Here is a 20,999-nt window from a genome sequence, read left to right as displayed (position 1 = left end):
TATGCAATGATTTGGAAAGAAATAGAAGGGGGGAGTTATATGTCTCTAAAATCGGTCATGCTTTCCCTTTTGCTGTCGCAAGCATTGTTTTTGTGCGGTTTGCCTTTTTTCCTTCAGCTCCGATTATATTTGAATCCTTTGGTGATCTTCGTTGTCTGGTTTTGTATACTTCTTTTCGTTTCGTTTGCGGTTCTTTTTTTTCGAGGTGAAACGGTCCGAATTCCGCGCCTTTTGTGGCAGGCCACATTCTTTGGCTACAGTTTATCATTATTGGTTTTGCTGTTCTTTCGACCAGAAGGGCAGGTATATTCGTATAATTTGGTCCCTTTCTCTACGATTCTTTTATATTTATCGAACGATATGAACGGGCTTGTGTCATTTTATAACCTTTGCGCCAATGTGGGGCTGTTCCTTCCATTTGGGCTGTATTTGTTGTCAAGGGAAGGGAAGGAGCCCTCTGCAAAAAGGAAATTTCTTTATCCATTCCTTTCGATTTCGGCAATCGAAATCTGTCAGTTTGTTTTTCGGCGCGGAAGTTTGGATGTCGATGACCTTATCTTGAATATGGTTGGTGTTTATCTGGGGTACGTTCTGTATCCATTGTTCACAAGAGTGGCAGTGTCCCGTCCTGGAAAAGTAAAGGGATGAGAGGCAGTACAAATATGTTAAATGAAAGGGTGTATTTCCATGTATAGCACGTTAGAAGAATTATCGAGCCATCCGGTGTTTCATTATTTTGCAGCAATTTCCGAAATCCCGAGAGGATCGGCTAATGAAAAAGCGATCAGTGACTATCTGGTTCACTTCGCTAAGGATAGGAACCTGGAGGTGATCCAGGATGAAGCGCTGAATGTGATTATCAAAAAGCCTGCCACATTTGGATATGAAAGTGCACCTACCGTCATTATCCAGGGGCATATGGATATGGTTTGCGAAAAGAACAAGGGGACGCTTCATGATTTCGAGAAAGATCCGCTTCAATTAAGGATTGTGGGAGACATGTTGTATGCGACGGATACAACATTGGGGGCGGATAATGGAGTGGCTGTTGCGTATGCTTTGGCATTATTGGATGCCAATGATATTCCGCATCCCTCTCTTGAAATAGTCATAACGACTGAAGAAGAAACGACAATGAATGGTGCACTTGCCGTGGATCCGGCTCACTTCAAGGGAAAAATGATGATCAATATCGATTCGGAGGAAGATGGAAAGCTGCTGGTCAGCTCTGCAGGAGGAATACGCGTTCGTCAGGTCCTGCCAATCGGATGGGAATCGGCTTCTATTGTTGATGCTGTATCTTATAACATCAGGATTAAAGGGTTGAAAGGCGGACACTCCGGTATGTCCATCCATAAGGAAAGAGGGAACTCCAATAAACTTTTGGGCAGAGTATTACATGAATTAACGGCAGATTTCCCTTGCTGCATAAAGCAAATGAACGGGGGCCTGAAAGGGAATGCCATTCCTCGTGAAGCAGAGGCAACTGTACTGATTCATGCAGAAGATGTTCAGAAGATAACGGAGAGACTCCAGCAATGGGAAGATACTTTTAAAAATGAACTGCAATCTTCCGACCCTGAGGTATCGATCAGGTTTGAAAAGATCGAAACGGTTTCTTCAAATGTTTTTTCCAAAGAGACGGTGACAAAAGCCATTACCTCCTTACTCGTAATCCCGCATGGCGTTCAAGGAATGAGCATGGGAATAGAAGGATTAGTGGGAAGTTCGACGAATCTAGGTGTCGTTACAACAAATGAAACAGAAATGATATTCGAAAGTGAAATCAGGAGTTCGGTCAAAAGCATCAAATATAATATGGTCACACAGGCAAAGGCCATTGCCGGCATGCTTGGGTGCGAGCTATTGGTTGACGCGGATTATCCGGAATGGCCCTATAATCCTGATTCGAAACTCAAGAAATTATTTGAAGAGACATACAAAGAAAAATATCAGGAGGATATTGAAATCATCGCTGTGCATGCAGGGATCGAGTGTGGGGTATTCATAGATAAGCTACCAGGATTGGATACTGTTTCAATCGGACCGGATATGTTTTCCGTACATACACCCGAAGAACACGTAAGCATCCCTTCGACCATAAACAACTGGGAATACTTTGTTTACACATTAAAGAGAATGAAGGATTTATAAACAACTGCATTTTCTGGGGACAGTTGAATTCAATAGATTTGGAGACATCCTACCGTTAATCGATAGGATGTCTCTTATTTTGAGGGTTAGTAAATCAGATCGTTGATTTCCACTCCAGGCACTCGCTTTCCGCGGGCGGTCCGGGAGCCTCCTCGGCGTCGCCTGCGGGGTCTCCCTTGGCCACGCTTTTCTAAGCAGGAGTCTCGCGCCTTACGTTCCAATCAACTGGAATATTTTTTAAAAAAATCTGCAGGTAAACTTATTGGATGGAAGAATGAACTGAATGCTTTTTTGAGGGTTGTTAATATAGAACGTTGATTTCCACTCCAGGCACTCGCTTTCCGCGGGCGGTCCGGGAGCCTCCTCGGCGTTGCCTGAGGGGTCTCCCTTGGCCATGCTTTTCTAAGCAGGAGTCTCGTACCTTACGTTCCAATCAACTGAGACGTGTTTTTAATAACAACTGCAAGCTGGTCTATTCCGAACCAAGTTTTAGACTAGGTTATCCTTGATGTTTTTTTACTGTAATCCTTATTGGATGGAAGAAATTTGCGACACTCCTGCCGAATAACCGGCTAGCCGAGACCCCACAGGCGCTTACGCCGAGGAGGCTTGGCAGACAGTCGGCGGAAAGGGAGCGGATTTCTGAAATCAGCTGGAATGTTTTCTAGAAAAAAACTTCAGACAAATTTGCTTTTCTTAGGATTTCTCTGCAGTCTGAAAGAAACAGAGGTTTCTTTACAATCGTTATAAAATAAACTATTGTAAAGAAAACCTATCATTAATTATTGTTCGAAATCATTATGTATAGAGGAAGGTATATGGCAAAATGGGTGTTAAGTATAGAATGGTCGTAGAACAAATGGAGAAAGAAATAGTAGAAGGAAAATATACATTAAATACAAAGTTACCTACTGAAGAAGAGTTGATGAAGAAGTTCGATGTCAGCAGGAATACCATTAGAAAAGCAATCAATATATTGGTTGAGCAAGGTTATATCTATCAAGTGCAAGGAAGCGGCATATTCCTAAGGGAGTTTTCCAGACCGGGATGCATTTCGATGAGGGATATGGGTGGCTTAACCAAAGTGTTTCCAAATGATGAAATGAAAAGTAAAGTGTTGAAGTTAGAATTAATAGAAGCCGATGAAAAATTGGCCAAGCAAATGAAATGCCAGGTAAAAACGAAAATCTATAACCTAAAAAGGGTTAGATACTTAAATGGTGCACCCATTGTAATAGAAGAGTCCTTTTTCAATAAAGATATCATTCCCATCATAAATAAAGAAATCGCAAATGGTTCCATTTATGAATATATAGTCGAGGATTTGAAGTTGAATATCGGGTTTGCAGATAAAATCATTTCATGTGAAAAACTAAATGACGATGATGCCAAGCTTTTGGACTTGCAGCCAGGTGATCCGACCTTAATCGTTGAAAGTACAGTCTTTTTAAAAGCGGGAGCCGTTTTTGATTTATCAATCGAGAAATATAATTACACTTCAGCCAAATTATTAACATTGACTTAAAGAAACGGTGTGAATGGGAGATATCGATTCACACCGTTTTTTTATTCATTTCTCTTTTTCTCCAACGATCCCATAAAACAAAATCTTCATAATATCCTCAGTCAAAGGCAGGATGCTTTGATAAACCTCTTCCCGTTGGATTTATTCATTCATCGCTTTTATATAAAACAAAATCGCTTCATTAGATAAGTTCGGATCAACATATCCTTGTTCCTTCCCTTGGTTAAACAGGTCAAAAAGCCTGATTCTCAATGAGAAATCAGGCTTTTATTTTTTAGCCATGGGGTAGCAATAATAGTACACCTAGCGCAATGATGATAAAGAATAAATAGCTTTCGAATTTCTTCGCGGGAATTCTCTTATTCATGAAGATTCCGAGACCTGTCGCCAGTAATATGGCTGGAATGGAATAAACGTAGAGAATTAATGAATCGGCTGTCCACAGTCCGCCTAGTGCATGCCCCGTCACGACAAGGATTCCGGAGATAAGAAAATGGGCTTGCAATGTTCCGCGGAATCGATCTGGACTCCATCTTCTTAAAGTTCCATAGACGACGACCGGCACTCCATTAAAGTTATATGCGCTGCCAAGGACTCCCGACGCAAAACCGAACGGCCATACCCAGCCCTTCGAGGTGAGTAACGGTTTATCCACAGCCTGGAAAAGTTTTTGCTTAAGTAGGGAGTATCCTCCATATGCCATCAAAAAAACACCGAGTGCAGAAGTAATGATCTTCGAAGGTGCGTAATGGAGCAAAGCGAGGCCGGCTGGTATGCCTATGACCGTTGAAGCCGCCAACCTGATTAATACCGAACGTTCGATATGACGCCATCCGCTAACGACGGTTAGTGACGCAACAGTAAGACCTGCCAACCCAATCAGGGAAACCGAAGTATTAAGCGGAATGTGAAGTAAGGCAAGCAGGGGCATGCTGACAATCGCTTCACCGAACCCGAACATCGTCCGCATCAAGGCACCGATAAAAACTGCCGCCACCACCAATATGATGCTGCTGATCGTCATTTTTTCAACTCCTGAAGCAAAAATTAACTCTTCTGTAATTATACCATACTAATTGGGTTTTAGTTTGGCGGAACATCGTTTTGAAATAGGTTGATTAAGGTCTGTATCGCTACGTTTAACGCGTTTGTCGTGCGCTTTTATGGAGAGGTACACACCCTTTGCTTTTGTCGGTTAGGAGTCATAGGTGAGGCTTGGATAGCGAGTGTATATCTTGAGGTGTTGATTTAGTTTGTTACTGGCAATACTTTTTTAGGGAAGCATTTTTAATTTAATGAAAAAGTCATAGCCTTTCATTGGATTCGAACCAGGAAAGGCTATGATTGCGTTCACCTTTTATCAAGTTTGGCAGATAGATAGTTTCCGGCGAATTGGACGGATTGAACAATGATGATAAGAAGGAATACGGTTGTTATCATGATGTCAGTTTGAAAACGGTAGTATCCATAACGAATGGCCAAGTGGCCAATTCCCCCGCCGCCTACGACTCCGGCAATAGCTTAATAGGATATGAAAGAAACGGCAGTAACAGTGAGGCCTAGCAGGAGGCCGGAACGCGCTTCTAATAATAAAACTTTGCTAATGATCTGGAAGGGGGATCCGCCCATCGCAACAGCAGCTTCAATTGTTCCTTTTGGCACCTCACGTAAAGATTGTTCAACAAGCCGGGCTAAAAAAGGAAAGGCAGCTATCGATAGTGGGATGGAGGCGGCTAGCGGACCTACAGATGTTCCCAATAATGTTCGTGTAAATGGAATAAGAGCAATGAGTAAAATGATGAATGGGAAGGAACGGACCGTGTTGATCATTGCGTTTAAAACGTTATTTATGATAGTCTGTTCGAGTAATTGCTCCTTTGAAGTTAAGAATGTAATGAACCCAAGAGGGAGTCCCAATAAGATAGCTGCCAATATCGCTATTCCCTCCATTAAAAATGTTTGGCCTGCACCTAAGTGAATTTATGGAAGTAAGGAAATGATATTATCAAACACTTACCTTCACCTCTTCAGATTCATGTTTCAATAGAATTTTACCGATTTTCGTTATGGGAATGGTTCTATTATCCGCTAAGTTCAATTCCTCCGTGATTCTCCCATTTTCCATGACCGCCACCCTATTTGCTAACTTTCGAATTACATCCATTTCATGAGTCACGATCAGGATGGTCACACCATAGATTTCGTTTATTTTTTTTAGATAGGCCAGGATGGATTGAGTGGTTTGCGGATCAAGTGAAGAGGTTGGCTCATCATAGCAATACATTAGGTCTTGTGCTTATGGCGCGGGCGATAGCGACTCTTTGCTTTTGTCCGCCAGAGAGCTGGGCCGGATAATGATTGGCTTTATCAGTTAAATCAACGATTTGCAGGGGTTCAGCTATAATTTTGGCGCGCTCATGTTTTGGTACATTGGCAAGTTACAATGCGAGGCTGACATTTCCTTGCACCGTTCGATTTGCCAAAATGTTAAAATGCTGGAAAACCATCCCGATTTTGTTGCGTGCTTCCCGAAGCTGTTTGCCAGATAAATCACTAAGGATCGAATCATTTATAGCAATCGTACCTTCCGTAGGCTTTTCTAGCAGGTTGCCCATGCGCAGTAAAGTAGATTTACCTGCCCCGCTAAAACCGATGATCCCATATATTTCATTCTTCTTAATATCTAGATTCACATTGGAAACCGCAGTGAATACTTCTTTTTTACAGTAAATGTTTTACCTACATTTTTAAATGTTATCATTCTGGAACCTCCCAATCTTAAAGCGTTTATATCCATTCATTTAAAATAATCAGGTCGGTGAAATCCTTCAAATTCTGTATTGCTTTCAATCGCTTTTTGAAATTCAGGGGAGTGGTAGGCGTAAGGACAGGGTTGATCGGCAGTTACGAATCAGTTGCGATCAAAATCCAGGAACTTCAAGCGATCGGAATCGATACGATCCTATTAACTTTTCGAAATGCACTTGAGGAATTACCGGATTTTTATAACAACGTTAACAATCGTTTGGAATCAGAGTTCATAAAGAAATAAATATGGACAAGGAACCTTGAATGGTAAAACACTGAAACACGAAAGACTGCCATATGGTGGTCTTTTTCATTTTTTCCTCTACTGTAATTCTCACATAAAGAATCCGGGCTCTCAATGGGGAGCAAAAATTATACGTAATAAGAGGGGAAAAAACTAAGAATACTGGAATGTTGAACGCAAAAAACATATTAGGGCTATCTAGGGAATAAAATGAAGGGAATATTTTGAAGGAAAGTGGGGCAGTGCATGTGAAAATTCATGTGGTGAATAGGGGGGATTCTTTGTGGGGGATTTCCCAGCAATATGGTGTCAGTACAAACCGGATTGTTCAGGTTAATGGCCTTGAAAATCCAGATAAGCTAGTAATTGGCCTAGCACTTTTGATTCCTGAACCTTATCTTCATTACAGGGTTCAGGAAGGGGATACTCTAAATAAAATCGCAAATCAGTTTGGAACTACGGTACAGGAAATCATGCAATCGAATCGCATCACAAATCCTTCTGCTATCTATCCAGGGCAGAGACTAACCATCCCGGTTATTTATCATACCGTAAGGGAACGAGATACCCTTTATGATATAGCAAGGCGTTATGGAACGACAGTTCAAGCCATTATGCAAATGAATCGGATTACAGATCCGTCCAATATTCATATCGGACGAATAATAAGGATTCCCCAGAAACCAAAACCCATCATTGATGTAAATGGTTTTACAAACGTTTACGGGCAAGTAGGTGCGCAGCAGGTGCGTGAAGTAGCCTCCGATTTGACCTACGTAAGTCCATTTGGTTATAGAATGAGGCAAGATGGCAGCTTAGAAGTCATAGATGACACCCCAACGATACGGGCGGCACAGTCAACTGGCGTCATACCCATGATGTGTATAACGAATTTTTCCGCAACGGAAGCGGGAACACAGCTTGCACATACGATACTTTCCGATTTAAGTTTAGTGGAAAAATTATTAACGAACGTCATAAAAACGATGAAAAATAAAGGGTACCGTGGATTGAATATCGATTTTGAAAGTGTAGCACCAGAGGATCGTGATTTCTATAATCGCTTTCTCCAAAGAGCAGTGGATCGTTTGCATCCAGAGGGCTACTTTGTGTCATCCTCCCTCGCCCCAAAAACTAGCGCCAATCAAAAGGGACCATTAGTTGAGGCACATGATTATCCAGTTCACGGACGGCTGCTCGACTTCGTGGTGCTGATGACATATGAATGGGGTTACCGAAAAGGGCCGCCGCAGGCAATCTCTCCCATTGATGAAATAAAGCGTGTCCTTGACTATGCTGTAACGGCTATACCAACAAATAAAATCTTCATAGGATTTCAAATTTATGCACGAGACTGGCTTATTCCTCATGAAGAGGGGCAGGAAGCAGAGACTTTCGACATGCAGGAAGCCATCAGACGCGCAGTCCAATATAATGTAGAAATAAAATATGACGAGACAGCCCAATCACCTTATTATAGATACAAAGATAATCAGGGACGTACACATGAAGTTTGGTTTGAGGACGCACGCAGTGCTAAAGCTAAATTCGACCTGGTGAAGATTTACAGGTCAAGGGGTCTCAGTTATTGGGTGCTTGGTTATCCTTTTCCCCAGAATTGGGAACTGCTTAGGGATACATTTATTGTAAGGAAACGGTAGGGTGTTTTGTTACAGCAAGGTGAATCACATTATTAATATAGTGATGGGCAGCTTTTTTTATAAAGCTGTCTATTTTAGTGATTTCGAAATGCACTGAAAGTTTATCGGATTTTTATAACAACGTTAAACTTCGTTTGGTATCTTAGTTCAAAAAGATATAAATATGGACAAGGAATTTTGGGGCTTAATCGAGGATGCCATTTGGGACCTTGGATGAATGAAAAAAATAGAAATGAAAAAGGCCGCTCTATGGTGGCCTTTTTCATTTTAATGAGATAAAGAGAACTTTAAAAACAAGGGAATGGTAAGTCCATAAAGGAAATGTGTTCTACATTGTGGAAATGTATTACGGACAATCGCATTTAAGGAGGCATTTTTTTTTGGAATTAACCATCATTAATACGTTTACAGATCAACCTTTTAAAGGAAACCCTGCGGCTGTCTGCCTTCTAAACGGGGAAAGTGACAGCGAGTGGATGCAGCAAATAGCTAAAGAGATTAATATGCCTGTCACTGCGTTCATTCACCTTCATAAAGCTGAATGGCAGCTGCGTTGGTTCACACCTTCCATTGAAATCCCTATTTGTGGACATGGGACACTGGCAAGCTCTTTCTTTTTGTGGGGTAAAGGATACGTGCAAAGGGATCGACCAATTGTCTATCAGACGAAAAGCGGGCTACTCACTGCAAAGTTTGTTGACGGAATGGTTCAATTGGAGTTCCCGTCATTAATCGAGCAGGAGACTGCTGCCTCTGAATTACTGATAAAAGCTTTAGGCGTTGTGCCTGCGTATGTTGGACAAAACAAATGGGACTATCTAGTCGAAGTTCAATCAGAGGAAATAGTAAGAAATATAAAGCCTGATATAGATTCCATTGCCCAATTGCCGATTCGGGGTGTCATTGTAACGAGTCGATCGGAAAGCGGTGAATATGACTTCGTTTCACGCTTCTTTTCCCCTGCCCAAGGCCTTGACGAAGATCATGTAACGGGCTCGGCCCATTGTTGTTTGGGACCATATTGGAAAAGAAAGCTGGACAAAGGTATTTTTATAGCCTATCAGGCATCGGAAAGAGGAGGACTATTGAAGGTTGAAGTAACGGAAGACACGGTTAAACTTTCTGGACATGCCATGACAATGTTCGAAGGGAACTTAACCATTTAATGCAAGGGAGGGGAGGGTGAGGCATGAAAAAACTAACGATCCCTTCAGCTGCAAACCCTCATTGGATTGAAGAAATTTGACTCCTGCCGAATAACTGGCTAGCCGACAGGCGCTTGAGCGAGGAGGCTTGGCAGCCATTCGGCGGAAAGGGAGCGGATTTCTGAAATCATCTGAAATGTTTTTTTGAGGAAATGCCGCTCCAATCAACTTTATTTAAAGATTTAGATGGAATCCCATTTGTCTACAACTCGGCGCACCTTCTTAATGGAAGGAGCGTACCGTTACACTTTTAGTGTACAAGAATCGAAATCGCGCTATACACTAATAACAAAGCCATGATTACATTAAACTGACTTCTATACTTTGATAAAAACGTTTGAAAAACAGAACCGAACATACTCCAGCAGAACGTACTCATAAAACCAACAAAAGCCAGAAATAATGAAAAGAATAGTAAGCTGAAATTTGAAGAGTGATAAGGCAGTATGAAGGTCGAAATTGCCGTGATGCCATAAAGAATGCCTTTTGGATTTATGAATTGTAAAAGCATGCCAGCTATAAAACTATTGTTCCTGTCATCATTATCGTCCTTATCTTTATTTGAACTGGAAATGATTTTTATGGCCAGATACAGCATATAAATTGCACCTAGAATCATCATGAAAAATTCAATCCTTGGTATGAAATTTTCAAGCAAAACATTAAAATAACTGCACAATAACATGATTACAAAAAAACCGGCACCTACCCCGAAACAAAATTTAATCGTCTTTTTTAATCCGTACTTGTTCGCAAATAGCATGGCCATGATGTTATTTGGACCTGGAGTGAAACTCGTAATAAAAACAAATAGCAAAAAGGATAGTAAAGGCATGGTTGACTCCCCTCTGTATGTTATAATGACCAAAATTGACATTATAACGACTTCCTTTTTATTGTACAATGCGGACGTTATATTGTAAATGAGGAGAATTTTTATGGAAGAGATAAATTTTATTATTGCTAATAATTTAAAGACCATCAGGGAAAGTAAAAAATTAAGTCTTGAAAAGGTTGCAGAATTAACTGGAGTAAGCAAAACGATGATCGGACAAATAGAAAGGGGAGGATCGAGCCCTACGATTACAACCATTTGGAAAATAGCCAATGGATTAAAGATATCATTTTCTTCATTGATAAATAGTCCGCAGCCGGATACAAAAATCGTTTTAAAAAGTGAAATTCAATCATTATCTGAAGATAACGGCAAATACCGAGTTTATCCCCACTTTCCCTTTGAGGATGAGAAGCGCTTTGAAGTATATTCAGTCGAGATTGAAAAAGGTGGATTCCTAAGTTCCGATTCGCATAGGGAAGGAACAGAAGAGTACATAACTGTTTTTGAAGGGGAAGTGACTGTACGTGTAAATAATGAAGAATATACAGTAAGGAATGGTGATTCTATCAGGTTCAAGGCTGATAGACCGCATGCCTACCATAATTCAGGGGAAACATTAACACGAATAAGCATGATCTTATATTATCCAATTTAAAAAGGGGAGTACTGTAGTACTGTTTAATATATCTTTGCAAAGTGAATATCCCCTATAGATTGACTGGTGGTATGGTCTGCCTGTTGGGGATAATGCTTCAACAAGTTAAAGGCCCAATGATTTGACTTGTTATCAAATTACTAGTAAACTGATGGTGCATTAAAGATGGGAGGTAGGCTTAACATGGATAGACGGGGATTTTCTGATGAGAACAAATTGAGTTTGCTGATTTGGCTGCGAATGGTTCGTTTTTATCAAAGAAGCAATCAGCTTTCGAATGAACACTTACAGCATTTCGGCGTCACCGCTGCACAATTCGATATGTTGGCACAAGTGCTTATCCATCAGCCTGTTTCACAAATCGAATTAGCGGAGCACCTAACGATAAGCCGTGGAGGCGTATCACATATGCTGAAAAGGCTGGAAAAAGAGAACTTGATCGTCCGTAATCAACAATGGAAGGTTAAATATATTTCATTAACGGAAAAAGGGAAAGAGTTAATGGAAAAGGTCATGCCTATTCAATCCGATTTCCAAGCTTCATTATTCGATGTATTGGATGATGAAGAAAAGAAGCGCATGCATGAGATGATGATAAAGATTCATAGACATAGTTTACAGAGGGAAGTGCCTAATCCCAGCCAGGTGGAATACTAAGACGGATCAGGCAGCATAATGACAGCATTTTTATCAGTTTACTAGTAACTTAAGGGAGGAATGGAGTAATGAAAAGTGAAAATAATCTTAAACGTGATATTGTCGAAGTGAAAGATGTGAAGCTTCAAAGGTATAGTCCGATTCATACGGCCGGACCAGTCATAGAACCAGGAAACTGGAAAAAGAGTGATCCGTTCCTTTTAATGATGGAGGATAAATTTCAAAAGGGATCATTTGATATCCACCCGCACAGGGGAATCGAAACCGTTACATTCGTCATTGACGGAACGATCGAGCACTATGACAGTCATACAGGGGATGGAGGGATACTTGGACCTGGTGATGTCCAATGGATGACAGCAGGAAGCGGCGTTGTGCATAATGAGGTGCCTTCCGAAGGTGTGACTGCCCATTCCCTTCAACTTTGGGTCAACCTTCCCCGGAGTGAAAAGATGACGACACCAAGATACCAAAACTTAATGGCAAAGGATATGCCGGTCAGAAAAGAAGACGGAGCACTGATCCGCGTCTTTTCCGGATCATCCAAGGATGTTATCTCGACAACGAAAAACCATGTTCCCGTGACGATGGTGGAGATGGTCCTGGAGCCTGGAGCATCGGTCACACAGAATTTACCAGGAAGCTACAACGGAATCATCTATCTAATAGAAGGAAGCGGAATCTTCGGTAACAACGAAGTGAGAGCCTCAAGGGGACAGGTCTTATGGCTGGGTGCTTGTAAAGAATCAGGGGAAAGTGAAATTGATATAACGGCGACAGAGCCTTTAAGACTTGTTTTATATGCAGGAGAACCTTTAATGGAACCTGTTGTTGCCCGCGGACCGTTTGTCATGAATACTGAAGAGGAAATCGATCAGGCATATCTTGAGTATCGGCAAGGCACTTTCTTGAAGCATTAAGGTGGAAAAGGGCATCGTAACTGATGCTCTTTTTTATGAATCCTTCCATAAGAATGTGAAGGTCGAAAAAATTCGTGAACGGTCGAATAAAGTACGGTGAAGGTCGAATAAAGTGCTGGAAAGGTCGAATAAAGTGCTGGAAAGGTCGAATACATTCTTCTCTCATGCGAGAAAAGAACGCATCCGTTATTAGCTCCGGTTTCCTAACTGGATTTTTTAAAGAACAAACTGGAGGCTAACTAGACTTCTTCGACATTGTCTGCAGTCTGGGAGAGATTTAAATCTCTCCCTTTTTTGCTTTTTAGCAATTAGTTATAAAGACTAAGTTTAGATATAGTTCAAACTGATTCTATTTTACCATTAAATAATTTTCTTGATATATCATGAATTAGCCAGTAGGTATTTTAGGGTGATTATAATGATAATATTCTGTTAATATTCCGTGATGTATTGTAAATTTGTTTTAAAATTGGATTATTTTGTTGTAATATAAGAGATACACGGATCTTTAGAGGAAAAAAGTAGGGTGGATTTGTGTATGGGTAAGTCATTTGTCGGAATTCAATTTTTGGAAAAGCGCGTCAATTGTATGGATAAGTTAGCTGGATGTTATGTCAGTATAGAACTTATGGGGGGATTAACTATAATGGGGAAAAAGAAAATCGTAAAAATTGCATCAGCTACCATAATGGCTGCGACAACGATCGTAGCAGTAGCACCGGCACCTTCGGATGCTGCCACTAGTCTGAATAGTAAAATCAAAACGGCCAAGGCCGCCATCAAAAAACCATTCGACACCTATTTCTACACTTCTAAACTCGCTTCAGTGTCCACTGTTGAAAAACAAATCAAATCTGCAAAACAAGCAAAAAAAGACATCAACTCTACCATTAAAAAATCAATGCTAAGCAAAAAAGAAAAAGATGCCAAATACAAAGAAATCGAAGCTTATGATAAGTATATTACTCGTTCAGAAGGCTATGTAAAAGGATATAAAGCGGCAGAGAAAGCAAAAGCTGCACATGGAAAATCGATTGGCACCCTTACGAATGCAATCGTTGCCAAGAAATCAATTGATATCAGGAACCAATACGAGGCACTGGATAAAGCCGTGAAAAAGGCAGATGAAAATATTAAAGATACCGTTTACGGTGCGAAAATCGAAAAGCTTTTATACGATAAATTCACTAAATCGACCAAAACAGCTTTGAACGGTGACCTGAAAGTTCCGTACTACTATGAAAAGGCGGATTACTGGGTGAAGAAGGGTGATTTAAAGACCGCGGACAAGCGGATGCACACCGTTTCTTCGCAGTTGAAAAAAGTCAGCAAAACATCCAAGCTCGGAAAAGCCATACATGCCTATGTTAAAGAAGTGAAAGGCAAGTATGATGATGCGGTATATGCAGAAAAGAAAAAAGAAGTGGCAAAACGGGTCAATGCCTATGTAGCTCTTGCCAATGGGGAACTCAAAACGAAAGAACAGATAAATGCAGCTAAAAAGGCGAAAGCAGCCATTAATTTAAATGGAATCAAGGAAGCGGACCGAAAGGAATTCCTGGAGAAAATAGCATTGGCGGATAAGAAAGTTGCTGCCGCCGAAGAAGCTTTGAAAAATCCTGCGAAGGCGATCACGCTTTCCTTGATGCATACGAATGACACACATGCCCACTTGGATAATGTGGCCAAAAGAGTGACGGCTGTTAAGGAAGTCCGTAAGAGTAAGCCGCAAGCTATTTTGGTTGATGCTGGTGACGTATTCTCGGGAACTCTCTATTTTAATGAATTCAAAGGGCAAGCCGACCTTCGCTTCATGAATTTAATGAAATATGACGTCATGACATTCGGGAATCATGAGTTTGATTTGGGATCAAGCGCCGAAGGGCATCAAGCTTTGACTGACTTCATTAAAGGGGCACAGTTCCCATTTGTCAGTTCGAATGTGGACTTTTCCAAAGATGATAAGTTCAAAGGACTATTCTCGGACTTGATTTCAAGTAAGCCAGAGCAAGGGAAAATATACAATGGGATCGTAAAACAAGTGGATGGCCAAAAGGTAGGGTTCTTCGGGCTTACAACTGAAGAGACGAAAGATATTTCAAGTCCAGGAAGTATAGAATTCGAAAACTACCTTGAAGAAGCCGAAAAAGCGGTCAAGGCGTTCAAAGGCATGGGAGTCAATAAGATCGTTGCCGTATCCCATATCGGTTACGATGACAATGCGGCTTATGACAATGATTTAACATTGGCTGCCAAGGTCAAGGGCATCGACGTAATCGTGGGCGGGCATAGCCATACGCAGTTGGACGCCCCCGTTGTTATTGATAAGGATGATAAAGGGAAAGCCAAAGAGCCGACAGTCATCGTTCAAGGGTATCAGTATAGCGACTATTTAGGAACGATCGATGTGGAATTCGATAAGCAAGGCAAGATTGTCGGACAAGCCGGTAAGTTGATTAAGCTTTCTGAAAAACAGGATGATGCTGAAGCGGCAAAAGTGCTTGAAACATACTCCTCTAAGATTAAGGAGCTGAAGGAAACGAAGACGGGTGCAACAGCTGTGAAAGCCTTGGAAACACCTCGTGATGCAGGAGATGAAACGAAGCCGAGTGTCCGCAAAAATGAAACGGAACTGGGTAATTTAATTACGGATGGAATGCTTTCTAAAGCGAAGGAATTCAATAAGGATACCGTCATAGCCTTCCAAAATGGCGGGGGCATCCGCGCTGGCATCGATCAAGGTGAGATCACTTTAGGGGAAATCCTCACCGTTTTACCGTTTGGGAATACGTTGGCGACGATGAAGCTTACGGGTGCAGAAATCAATGAAGCATTAGAGCATAGTGTAAGCCTGGCTCCTAAGGAAAATGGCGGCTTCCTGCATGTTTCCGGAATGAAGTTCACCTACGACAGTTCGAAGGAAGCTGGCAATCGTGTGACAAAGGCTGAAGTCCTTGGACAAGATGGAACATATTCCGAATTGGATGCAGCGAAGGAATATGTCGTGGCGACCAATGCTTTTACAGCCAAGGGCGGAGATGGATTCACCGTTTTCAAGAAGGCTTATGAAGAAGGAAGAGTGACAGATATCGGACTCGCTGATTGGGAGAATTTACGGGATTATGTAAGCGGACTGAAAACTGTCGATCCAAGCATTGAAGGACGCATCAAGGATGTGGCCGGAAGCAATACAGACCCGACTGTGGTATTGGCTAAAGACTTTGGCGGAACGGCAGATGCCCCAAAAACACATGAAGGTGATGTGGTTGTGGATATCACGGATATCGCTTCATTGGAAAATGCAGTGGTTAAAGGAAATCTTACATTAACGGGAACTCCTTCGGATAACTTTACTTTTTCACAGGTTACAGTCGAGGGTAATTTGGATTTATCGGGACTTAACGGTAAGACCGTTAGCATGAGCGGTGTCACGGTGAATGGCGAAACCAATCTTTAAGCGGTATTCAAATGATTGCTGAGCCTGCGAAAAAAAGTTGGAGGGGTTGAGATCTTGAAGAAGAACGGGATAAGCAAGCTTTTCTTTGCCATGCTGATCGTGCTGTCAACGGTTTTGCCAAATGCAGCCGCTGCAAAAGCGGAAGGAACAATATCGGTAATGGAAGCGATTAATAATAACAGCGGAACGGCGACGGTGAAGGGATATATCGTCGGTACAGCTAAAAGCGGTACAAGCTATCAGCAAACATCGCCTTTTACTGAAAGTACGAACATAGGTATTGCGGATAGTCCGGATGAAACGGATGTTAAGAAAATCATGCCTGTCCAGCTTCCGGCCGGAAATATCCGAACGGCTTTGAATTTGGTAGAACATCCGGATTTACTTAAAGCGCAGGTGACGATTACGGGGAAGCTGGAAAAGTACTTTTCAGTACCCGGCCTGAAATCCGCAACGGATTACACGATCATCACTGATGGAGGAACAACTCCTGAACAGCCTGATGTGAAGGTCCTGGACTCGATTGCCGAGGCACGCACGAATACCGAAGATGTCGTGCAGGTCGATGGAGTGGTCACCACTGGGCTTGGTTATTGGGGAGGAAAAGGCTTTTATATCCAAGATGAAACGGCTGGGCTATATGTTTATGGTTCTTCGTGGCCTGCGGATGTAAAGCAAGGGGATAAGGTTACTTTAATTGGAAAAGTGTCCGCTTATAATAAGGAAATGCAAATCCAACCAACCTCCCTTGAAGTGGTTTCTTCCGGGAATGAACTTCCTGAAATCCAAAAAGTTGATGCATCTGGCGTCAATGAGGAAACACAAGGTGAGCTGGTCACCATTGAAAAAGCGACCATTACAGAATTGGCTGCATCGGGAACATACGGAACATTCGAATTCAAGGCGGAAGATACTGAAGGGAAATCTGTTATCGTTCGCCATGATAACCGGACCGGTTCGAGTTATGAGGATTTCGTAAGGAACTTTAAAGCAGGGGATGTCATTTCCGTAACCGGGATCGGATCGAAGTTTAATGACACGTATCAATTGAAGCCGCGTGGCATTGAAGATTATGAACTCGTCAACAAACCAGCCGTATACACGGATATTTTCCCTGGCACGGTTAGTGAAAATACAAAAGTATCACTTGATTCTGGTTGGGAAGGAGCGAAAATCCATTATACGCTGGATGGATCCACACCGACATCTTCAAGTGCTTTGTACACAGGACCTATCATTTTAACGAAAGATACTGTCATCAAGGCAATCGCTGTCAACGACAAGACATCGGAAGTTTTCACATTTGCCTATACCGTTAACAAAACCAATGAAGTGAAGATTCGTGACATTCAGGGGATGAATCATTTTTCATCATATGAAACTCAACTCGTCTCAGGTGTGGAAGGTGTCGTCACTTATGTAAAGGATGCGAATAATTTTTACATGCAAGATCCCAACCCGGATAAGGACTTAACGACATCCGAGGGAATACTTGTGTACAACAAAGAACATGGCCTGAAAGCGGGAGATCATATCAAAGTGGCAGGGAAAGTTGCCGAATGGTATATCGAAGGATACGCTGAAATGAAAACGACGGATCTGCCAACAACTGAATTGACCAATACGACGATTGAAAAGCTTGGCACTGCAGCTAGGCCAGAACCGATCATCATTGGAAAAGATGTCATTCCACCGTCTGAGAACATCGATGATGATAGATTGACAGACTTTAACCCAAGTGAAGACGGCATTGATTTCTACGAGAGTTTGGAAGGAATGCTAGTAGAAGTATATAACCCTAAAGTGGTTGCTCCTCAAGACTATGGTGAATTGGTCGTGATTCCGGGGAATATGGAAACGACGACTGCAGTTGGAGGCGTCAAAATAACGGAAACGGATTTCAATCCTGAAAGAATTACCTTGGATATAAATGATGAATCATTTACAGCAAAAACCGGTGATTTCTTTGAAGGCTCGGTTACGGGTGTCATCAGCTATGGATATAGCAACTATAGGGTACTGGCGGATAAAGCTCAGCTGCCGGCATTAAAGGATGGCGGTACGGATCGGGAAGTGACATCCTTGGAGAAGGATGCTGATAAGCTATCCATTGCTTCCTATAATATCGAGAATTTCTCGACTCAAACTGCTAATTCGAAAGTTGAAACGATCGCAACATCCATCATTACCAATCTAAAACAACCCGATATCATCGGCGTAACGGAAATGCAAGATAATGATGGGGCAACAGATAGCGGGACAACAGATTCTGCTCAAAGTGCCAAGAAGTTAACCGACAAAATAAAAGAGCTGGGCGGACCGCAATATCAATACATCGATATCGCACCGGAAGATAAACTTGATGGCGGGGCACCCGGCGGGAATATCCGGGTAGGCTTTTTATATAATGCCGACCGTGTCAAATTGACTGAAGGTACGAAAGGAACGGCAACACAGTCCGTGGCCTTCAAAGATGGAAAACTCACCTTGAACCCTGGACGAATCGAGCCTACCGATCCCGCCTTCACTTCAAGCAGGAAGCCTTTAGCCGCTCAATTCGAATTTAAAGGGGAAAGCGTAGTGGTGGTAGCCAATCACTTTAATTCCAAGGGCGGTGACCAGCCGTTATTCGGCAAAAACCAGCCTCCTGTCCTTTCTAGTGAATCGCAAAGGCTCCAAATTGCCTCTATCGTCAATCGGTTTGTCAGTGATATCAAGTCACAGGATGCCAAAGCGAATATCGTCCTGCTTGGAGACTTTAATGATTTTGAATTTTCGGCTCCGCTAAATACATTAAAGGGCAAAGACCTAACCAATATGATCGAAAAAGTCCCTTTTGAAAAACGTTACTCTTACACATATCAAGGCAATTCACAAGTACTGGACCATATCCTTGTATCGAATAATATGGCCGAGGCGACAAAAGTCGATATTGTCCATATTAACTCATCCTTCATGGAAGCTCATGGAAGGGCTAGCGATCATGACCCTGTACTGATCTCAAGCTCTTTATCCGGAAGAGGCGGAGTTGAACCTCCTGCTCCAGAAAAAACGTATAATCTAACAAACGTTAAAACAAAAAGACTCACGATTGCTTCACCTAGTGTTTTGATAGACCTTGATGAAACATCCAACATCGAAGAAGGTATATGGTTAAAAGGTTCATATGCTGTACTCAAAGGCCTCGGGCTGAAGAATGCTGCTGTGACGATTAAACCGGATAAGGAAGGCGCGATCATTGATTTTGGAGGCTTAACGGTGAAGGAAGTCATCATCGATAACGCCAATGTAAAAGAAATCAGGGGCGCTGAAAATGTTCAGAAATGGTCGGTAACAGAAGGTGTCGACACATCGAATATCAAGTTTGTCGATTCGAAAGGGGAAGCGATCGCTTCCCCTTTCGACCCTAAAGAAAATCATGCGCCAGTCGTAACGAAAAACCTGGAAAATCTTGAAGTGAAAGCCGGTTCCAAGGTCACCATCGATTTGAGTGAGCACTTCTCAGATCCAGATGGAGATGAACTGACCTTTTCATCCACTTTTGGTACAGTCGCCGGCCAAACATTAACCCTCTCTGCAAATGATGCTGGAACATACCTTGTCGCCGTAAAGGCCGAGGACCAGAAATCGGAAGCGGTTGCCCGTTTCACGTTGACCGTATCGGATGATAAGCCGCTTGAAGCTTATTACGAAACGGCGGCAGGAAAAACGGGAAAGGAATTGAAAGCTGTTTTGCACTCGATAATCAAGGGCCATACGATGTTATCTTATGATCAAGTGTGGAATGCCCTTAAAGAAACGGATGAAGACCCGATGAACAAACAGAATGTCATCTTGCTTTACTCTGGAAAATCAATCTCGGAGAACGCGAATGGGGGCAATACCGGACAATGGAACCGTGAACATGTTTGGGCAAAGTCCCACGGTGATTTTGGGACAAGCAAAGGTCCCGGGACAGACCTTCATCACCTCCGTCCCGCTGATGTAACGGTGAATGGTAAACGGGGCCACCTGGATTTCGACGAGGGCGGTCAAACATATAGTGGATGTGAATGTAAGTTTGATTCAGATTCATGGGAGCCGCCAGACCATGTTAAAGGCGATATAGCACGAATGCTATTTTACATGGCCGTCCGATATGAGGGAGGCGGCGAGTTGGATCTTGAATTATCAGATACAGTCAATACGTATCCGAAGCCTCTTCATGGAAAGCTATCGACACTTTTGAAATGGAATGAACTCGATCCAGTCGACGATTTCGAGAGCCATCGCAATGATGTCATTCATGACTGGCAAAATAACCGCAATCCATTCATCGACCATCCTGAATGGGCATCCAAAATTTGGGGTGCCGCTAAATCCAACGATGAGAAAAAGGCAAGTTAAATCGGAGATAGAAGGGAAAAGCAGCCTGAGGGCTGCTTTTTTAGTTTGCTGAAAGTGCAACCATGCTGGCAAGAGGAGACTTGGTTTAACTGGCTAGCGGAGGCCCTGATAAATGGGGCGCGCCGCTTGGCATTTAATGCGTGGACCGCAAAATAAATGCTTTGGAATTCTAATTATGAGGGAAGGTCGAATAAACTGCGTGAACGGTCGAATCGAGTGGGTGGTAGGTCGAATAAACTGCGTGAACGGTCGAATCGAGTGGGTGTAGGTCGAATAAACTGCGTGAACGGTCGAATTAAGTGGGTGGTAGGTTGAATAAACTGCGTGAACGGTCGAATCGAGTGGGTGTAGGTCGAATAAACTGCGTGAACGGTCGAATCGAGTGGGTGGTAGGTCGAATAAACTGCGTGAACGGTCGAATCGAGTGGGTGGTAGGTCGAATAAACTGCGTGAACGGTCGAATCGAGTGGGTGTAGGTCGAATAAAAGG

13 protein-coding genes and 2 pseudogenes are annotated in these 20,999 nt (G+C 42.4%); 11 read left to right on the top strand and 4 right to left on the bottom strand.

The genetic code is table 11. The features are described 5' to 3' along the window. Positions 1-39 precede the first annotated feature (39 nt). From ACFVS1_RS21040 to ACFVS1_RS21030, 3 genes are all read left to right on the top strand, one after another. Positions 40-648 carry a VanZ family protein gene (locus ACFVS1_RS21040; RefSeq protein WP_387550226.1) on the top strand — a complete coding sequence of 203 codons (609 nt, stop codon included), beginning with the start codon at positions 40-42 and terminating at the stop codon, positions 646-648. Between the two features lie 39 nt (positions 649-687). Further along, positions 688-2,154 (top strand): aminoacyl-histidine dipeptidase, encoded by a 1,467-nt coding sequence (locus tag ACFVS1_RS21035; RefSeq protein WP_387550224.1) that lies wholly within the window; start codon positions 688-690, stop codon positions 2,152-2,154. An 826-nt stretch (positions 2,155-2,980) separates the two neighbouring features. Continuing rightward, the gene (locus ACFVS1_RS21030; protein ID WP_352924949.1) at positions 2,981-3,679 is read left to right on the top strand and encodes a GntR family transcriptional regulator; all 699 of its coding nucleotides are present in this window, start codon (positions 2,981-2,983) and stop codon (positions 3,677-3,679) included. A gap of 274 nt (positions 3,680-3,953) precedes the next feature. On the opposite strand, the gene ACFVS1_RS21025 is transcribed toward ACFVS1_RS21030, so the two are convergent. The 3 genes and pseudogenes from ACFVS1_RS21025 to ACFVS1_RS21015 all read right to left on the bottom strand — a co-directional run bounded on the left by ACFVS1_RS21025 (position 3,954) and on the right by ACFVS1_RS21015 (position 6,440). After that, on the bottom strand, positions 3,954-4,703 hold the full coding sequence (locus ACFVS1_RS21025) for a sulfite exporter TauE/SafE family protein (protein WP_352924948.1): 750 nt from the start codon (positions 4,701-4,703) through the stop codon (positions 3,954-3,956). A 326-nt stretch (positions 4,704-5,029) separates the two neighbouring features. Beyond that, positions 5,030-5,629: pseudogene (locus tag ACFVS1_RS21020) on the bottom strand (methionine ABC transporter permease). 55 nt (positions 5,630-5,684) lie between these two features. Further along, positions 5,685-6,440, bottom strand: a pseudogene (locus ACFVS1_RS21015) (methionine ABC transporter ATP-binding protein). 111 nt (positions 6,441-6,551) lie between these two features. Between ACFVS1_RS21015 and ACFVS1_RS21010 the strand changes: the two are divergent. The 3 genes from ACFVS1_RS21010 (at position 6,552) to ACFVS1_RS21000 (ending at position 9,558) form a co-directional block, all read left to right on the top strand. After that, complete coding sequence (locus ACFVS1_RS21010) at positions 6,552-6,731, top strand: hypothetical protein (protein ID WP_352924945.1); 180 nt, start codon at positions 6,552-6,554, stop codon at positions 6,729-6,731. A 248-nt stretch (positions 6,732-6,979) separates the two neighbouring features. Further along, positions 6,980-8,392 (top strand): LysM peptidoglycan-binding domain-containing protein, encoded by a 1,413-nt coding sequence (locus tag ACFVS1_RS21005; RefSeq protein ID WP_387550221.1) that lies wholly within the window; start codon positions 6,980-6,982, stop codon positions 8,390-8,392. 380 nt (positions 8,393-8,772) lie between these two features. Further along, entirely contained in the window at positions 8,773-9,558 is a 786-nt protein-coding gene (locus ACFVS1_RS21000; protein ID WP_387550219.1) for a PhzF family phenazine biosynthesis protein, read from the top strand. A 289-nt stretch (positions 9,559-9,847) separates the two neighbouring features. Here ACFVS1_RS21000 and ACFVS1_RS20995 read toward each other — a convergent pair whose 3' ends face one another. Further along, positions 9,848-10,432: a LysE family transporter gene (locus ACFVS1_RS20995; protein ID WP_352924942.1), complete on the bottom strand. Its 585-nt coding sequence runs from the start codon at positions 10,430-10,432 to the stop codon at positions 9,848-9,850. Between the two features lie 103 nt (positions 10,433-10,535). On the opposite strand from ACFVS1_RS20995, the gene ACFVS1_RS20990 reads away from it, so the two are divergent. From ACFVS1_RS20990 to ACFVS1_RS20970, 5 genes are all read left to right on the top strand, one after another. Then, positions 10,536-11,090, top strand: coding sequence for a helix-turn-helix domain-containing protein (locus ACFVS1_RS20990; RefSeq protein ID WP_352924941.1), 555 nt, complete (start codon positions 10,536-10,538; stop codon positions 11,088-11,090). Between the two features lie 183 nt (positions 11,091-11,273). After that, on the top strand, positions 11,274-11,747 hold the full coding sequence (locus tag ACFVS1_RS20985; RefSeq protein ID WP_387550216.1) for a MarR family winged helix-turn-helix transcriptional regulator: 474 nt from the start codon (positions 11,274-11,276) through the stop codon (positions 11,745-11,747). Between the two features lie 68 nt (positions 11,748-11,815). Then, on the top strand, positions 11,816-12,667 hold the full coding sequence (locus ACFVS1_RS20980) for a pirin family protein (RefSeq protein WP_387550214.1): 852 nt from the start codon (positions 11,816-11,818) through the stop codon (positions 12,665-12,667). 538 nt (positions 12,668-13,205) lie between these two features. Further along, positions 13,206-16,124, top strand: coding sequence for a bifunctional metallophosphatase/5'-nucleotidase (locus ACFVS1_RS20975; protein ID WP_387550212.1), 2,919 nt, complete (start codon positions 13,206-13,208; stop codon positions 16,122-16,124). Positions 16,125-16,178: 54 nt separating this feature from the next. Then, complete coding sequence (locus tag ACFVS1_RS20970; protein ID WP_387550210.1) at positions 16,179-20,510, top strand: endonuclease; 4,332 nt, start codon at positions 16,179-16,181, stop codon at positions 20,508-20,510. Positions 20,511-20,999 lie beyond the last annotated feature (489 nt).

The sequence above is a fragment of the Peribacillus sp. NPDC058075 genome (assembly GCF_042885195.1).
Taxonomy (GTDB): Bacteria; Bacillota; Bacilli; order Bacillales; family DSM-1321; genus Peribacillus.
The sequence above is the reverse complement of the archived record's forward strand: the minus strand, read 5'-3'. Positions and strand labels throughout refer to the sequence as shown.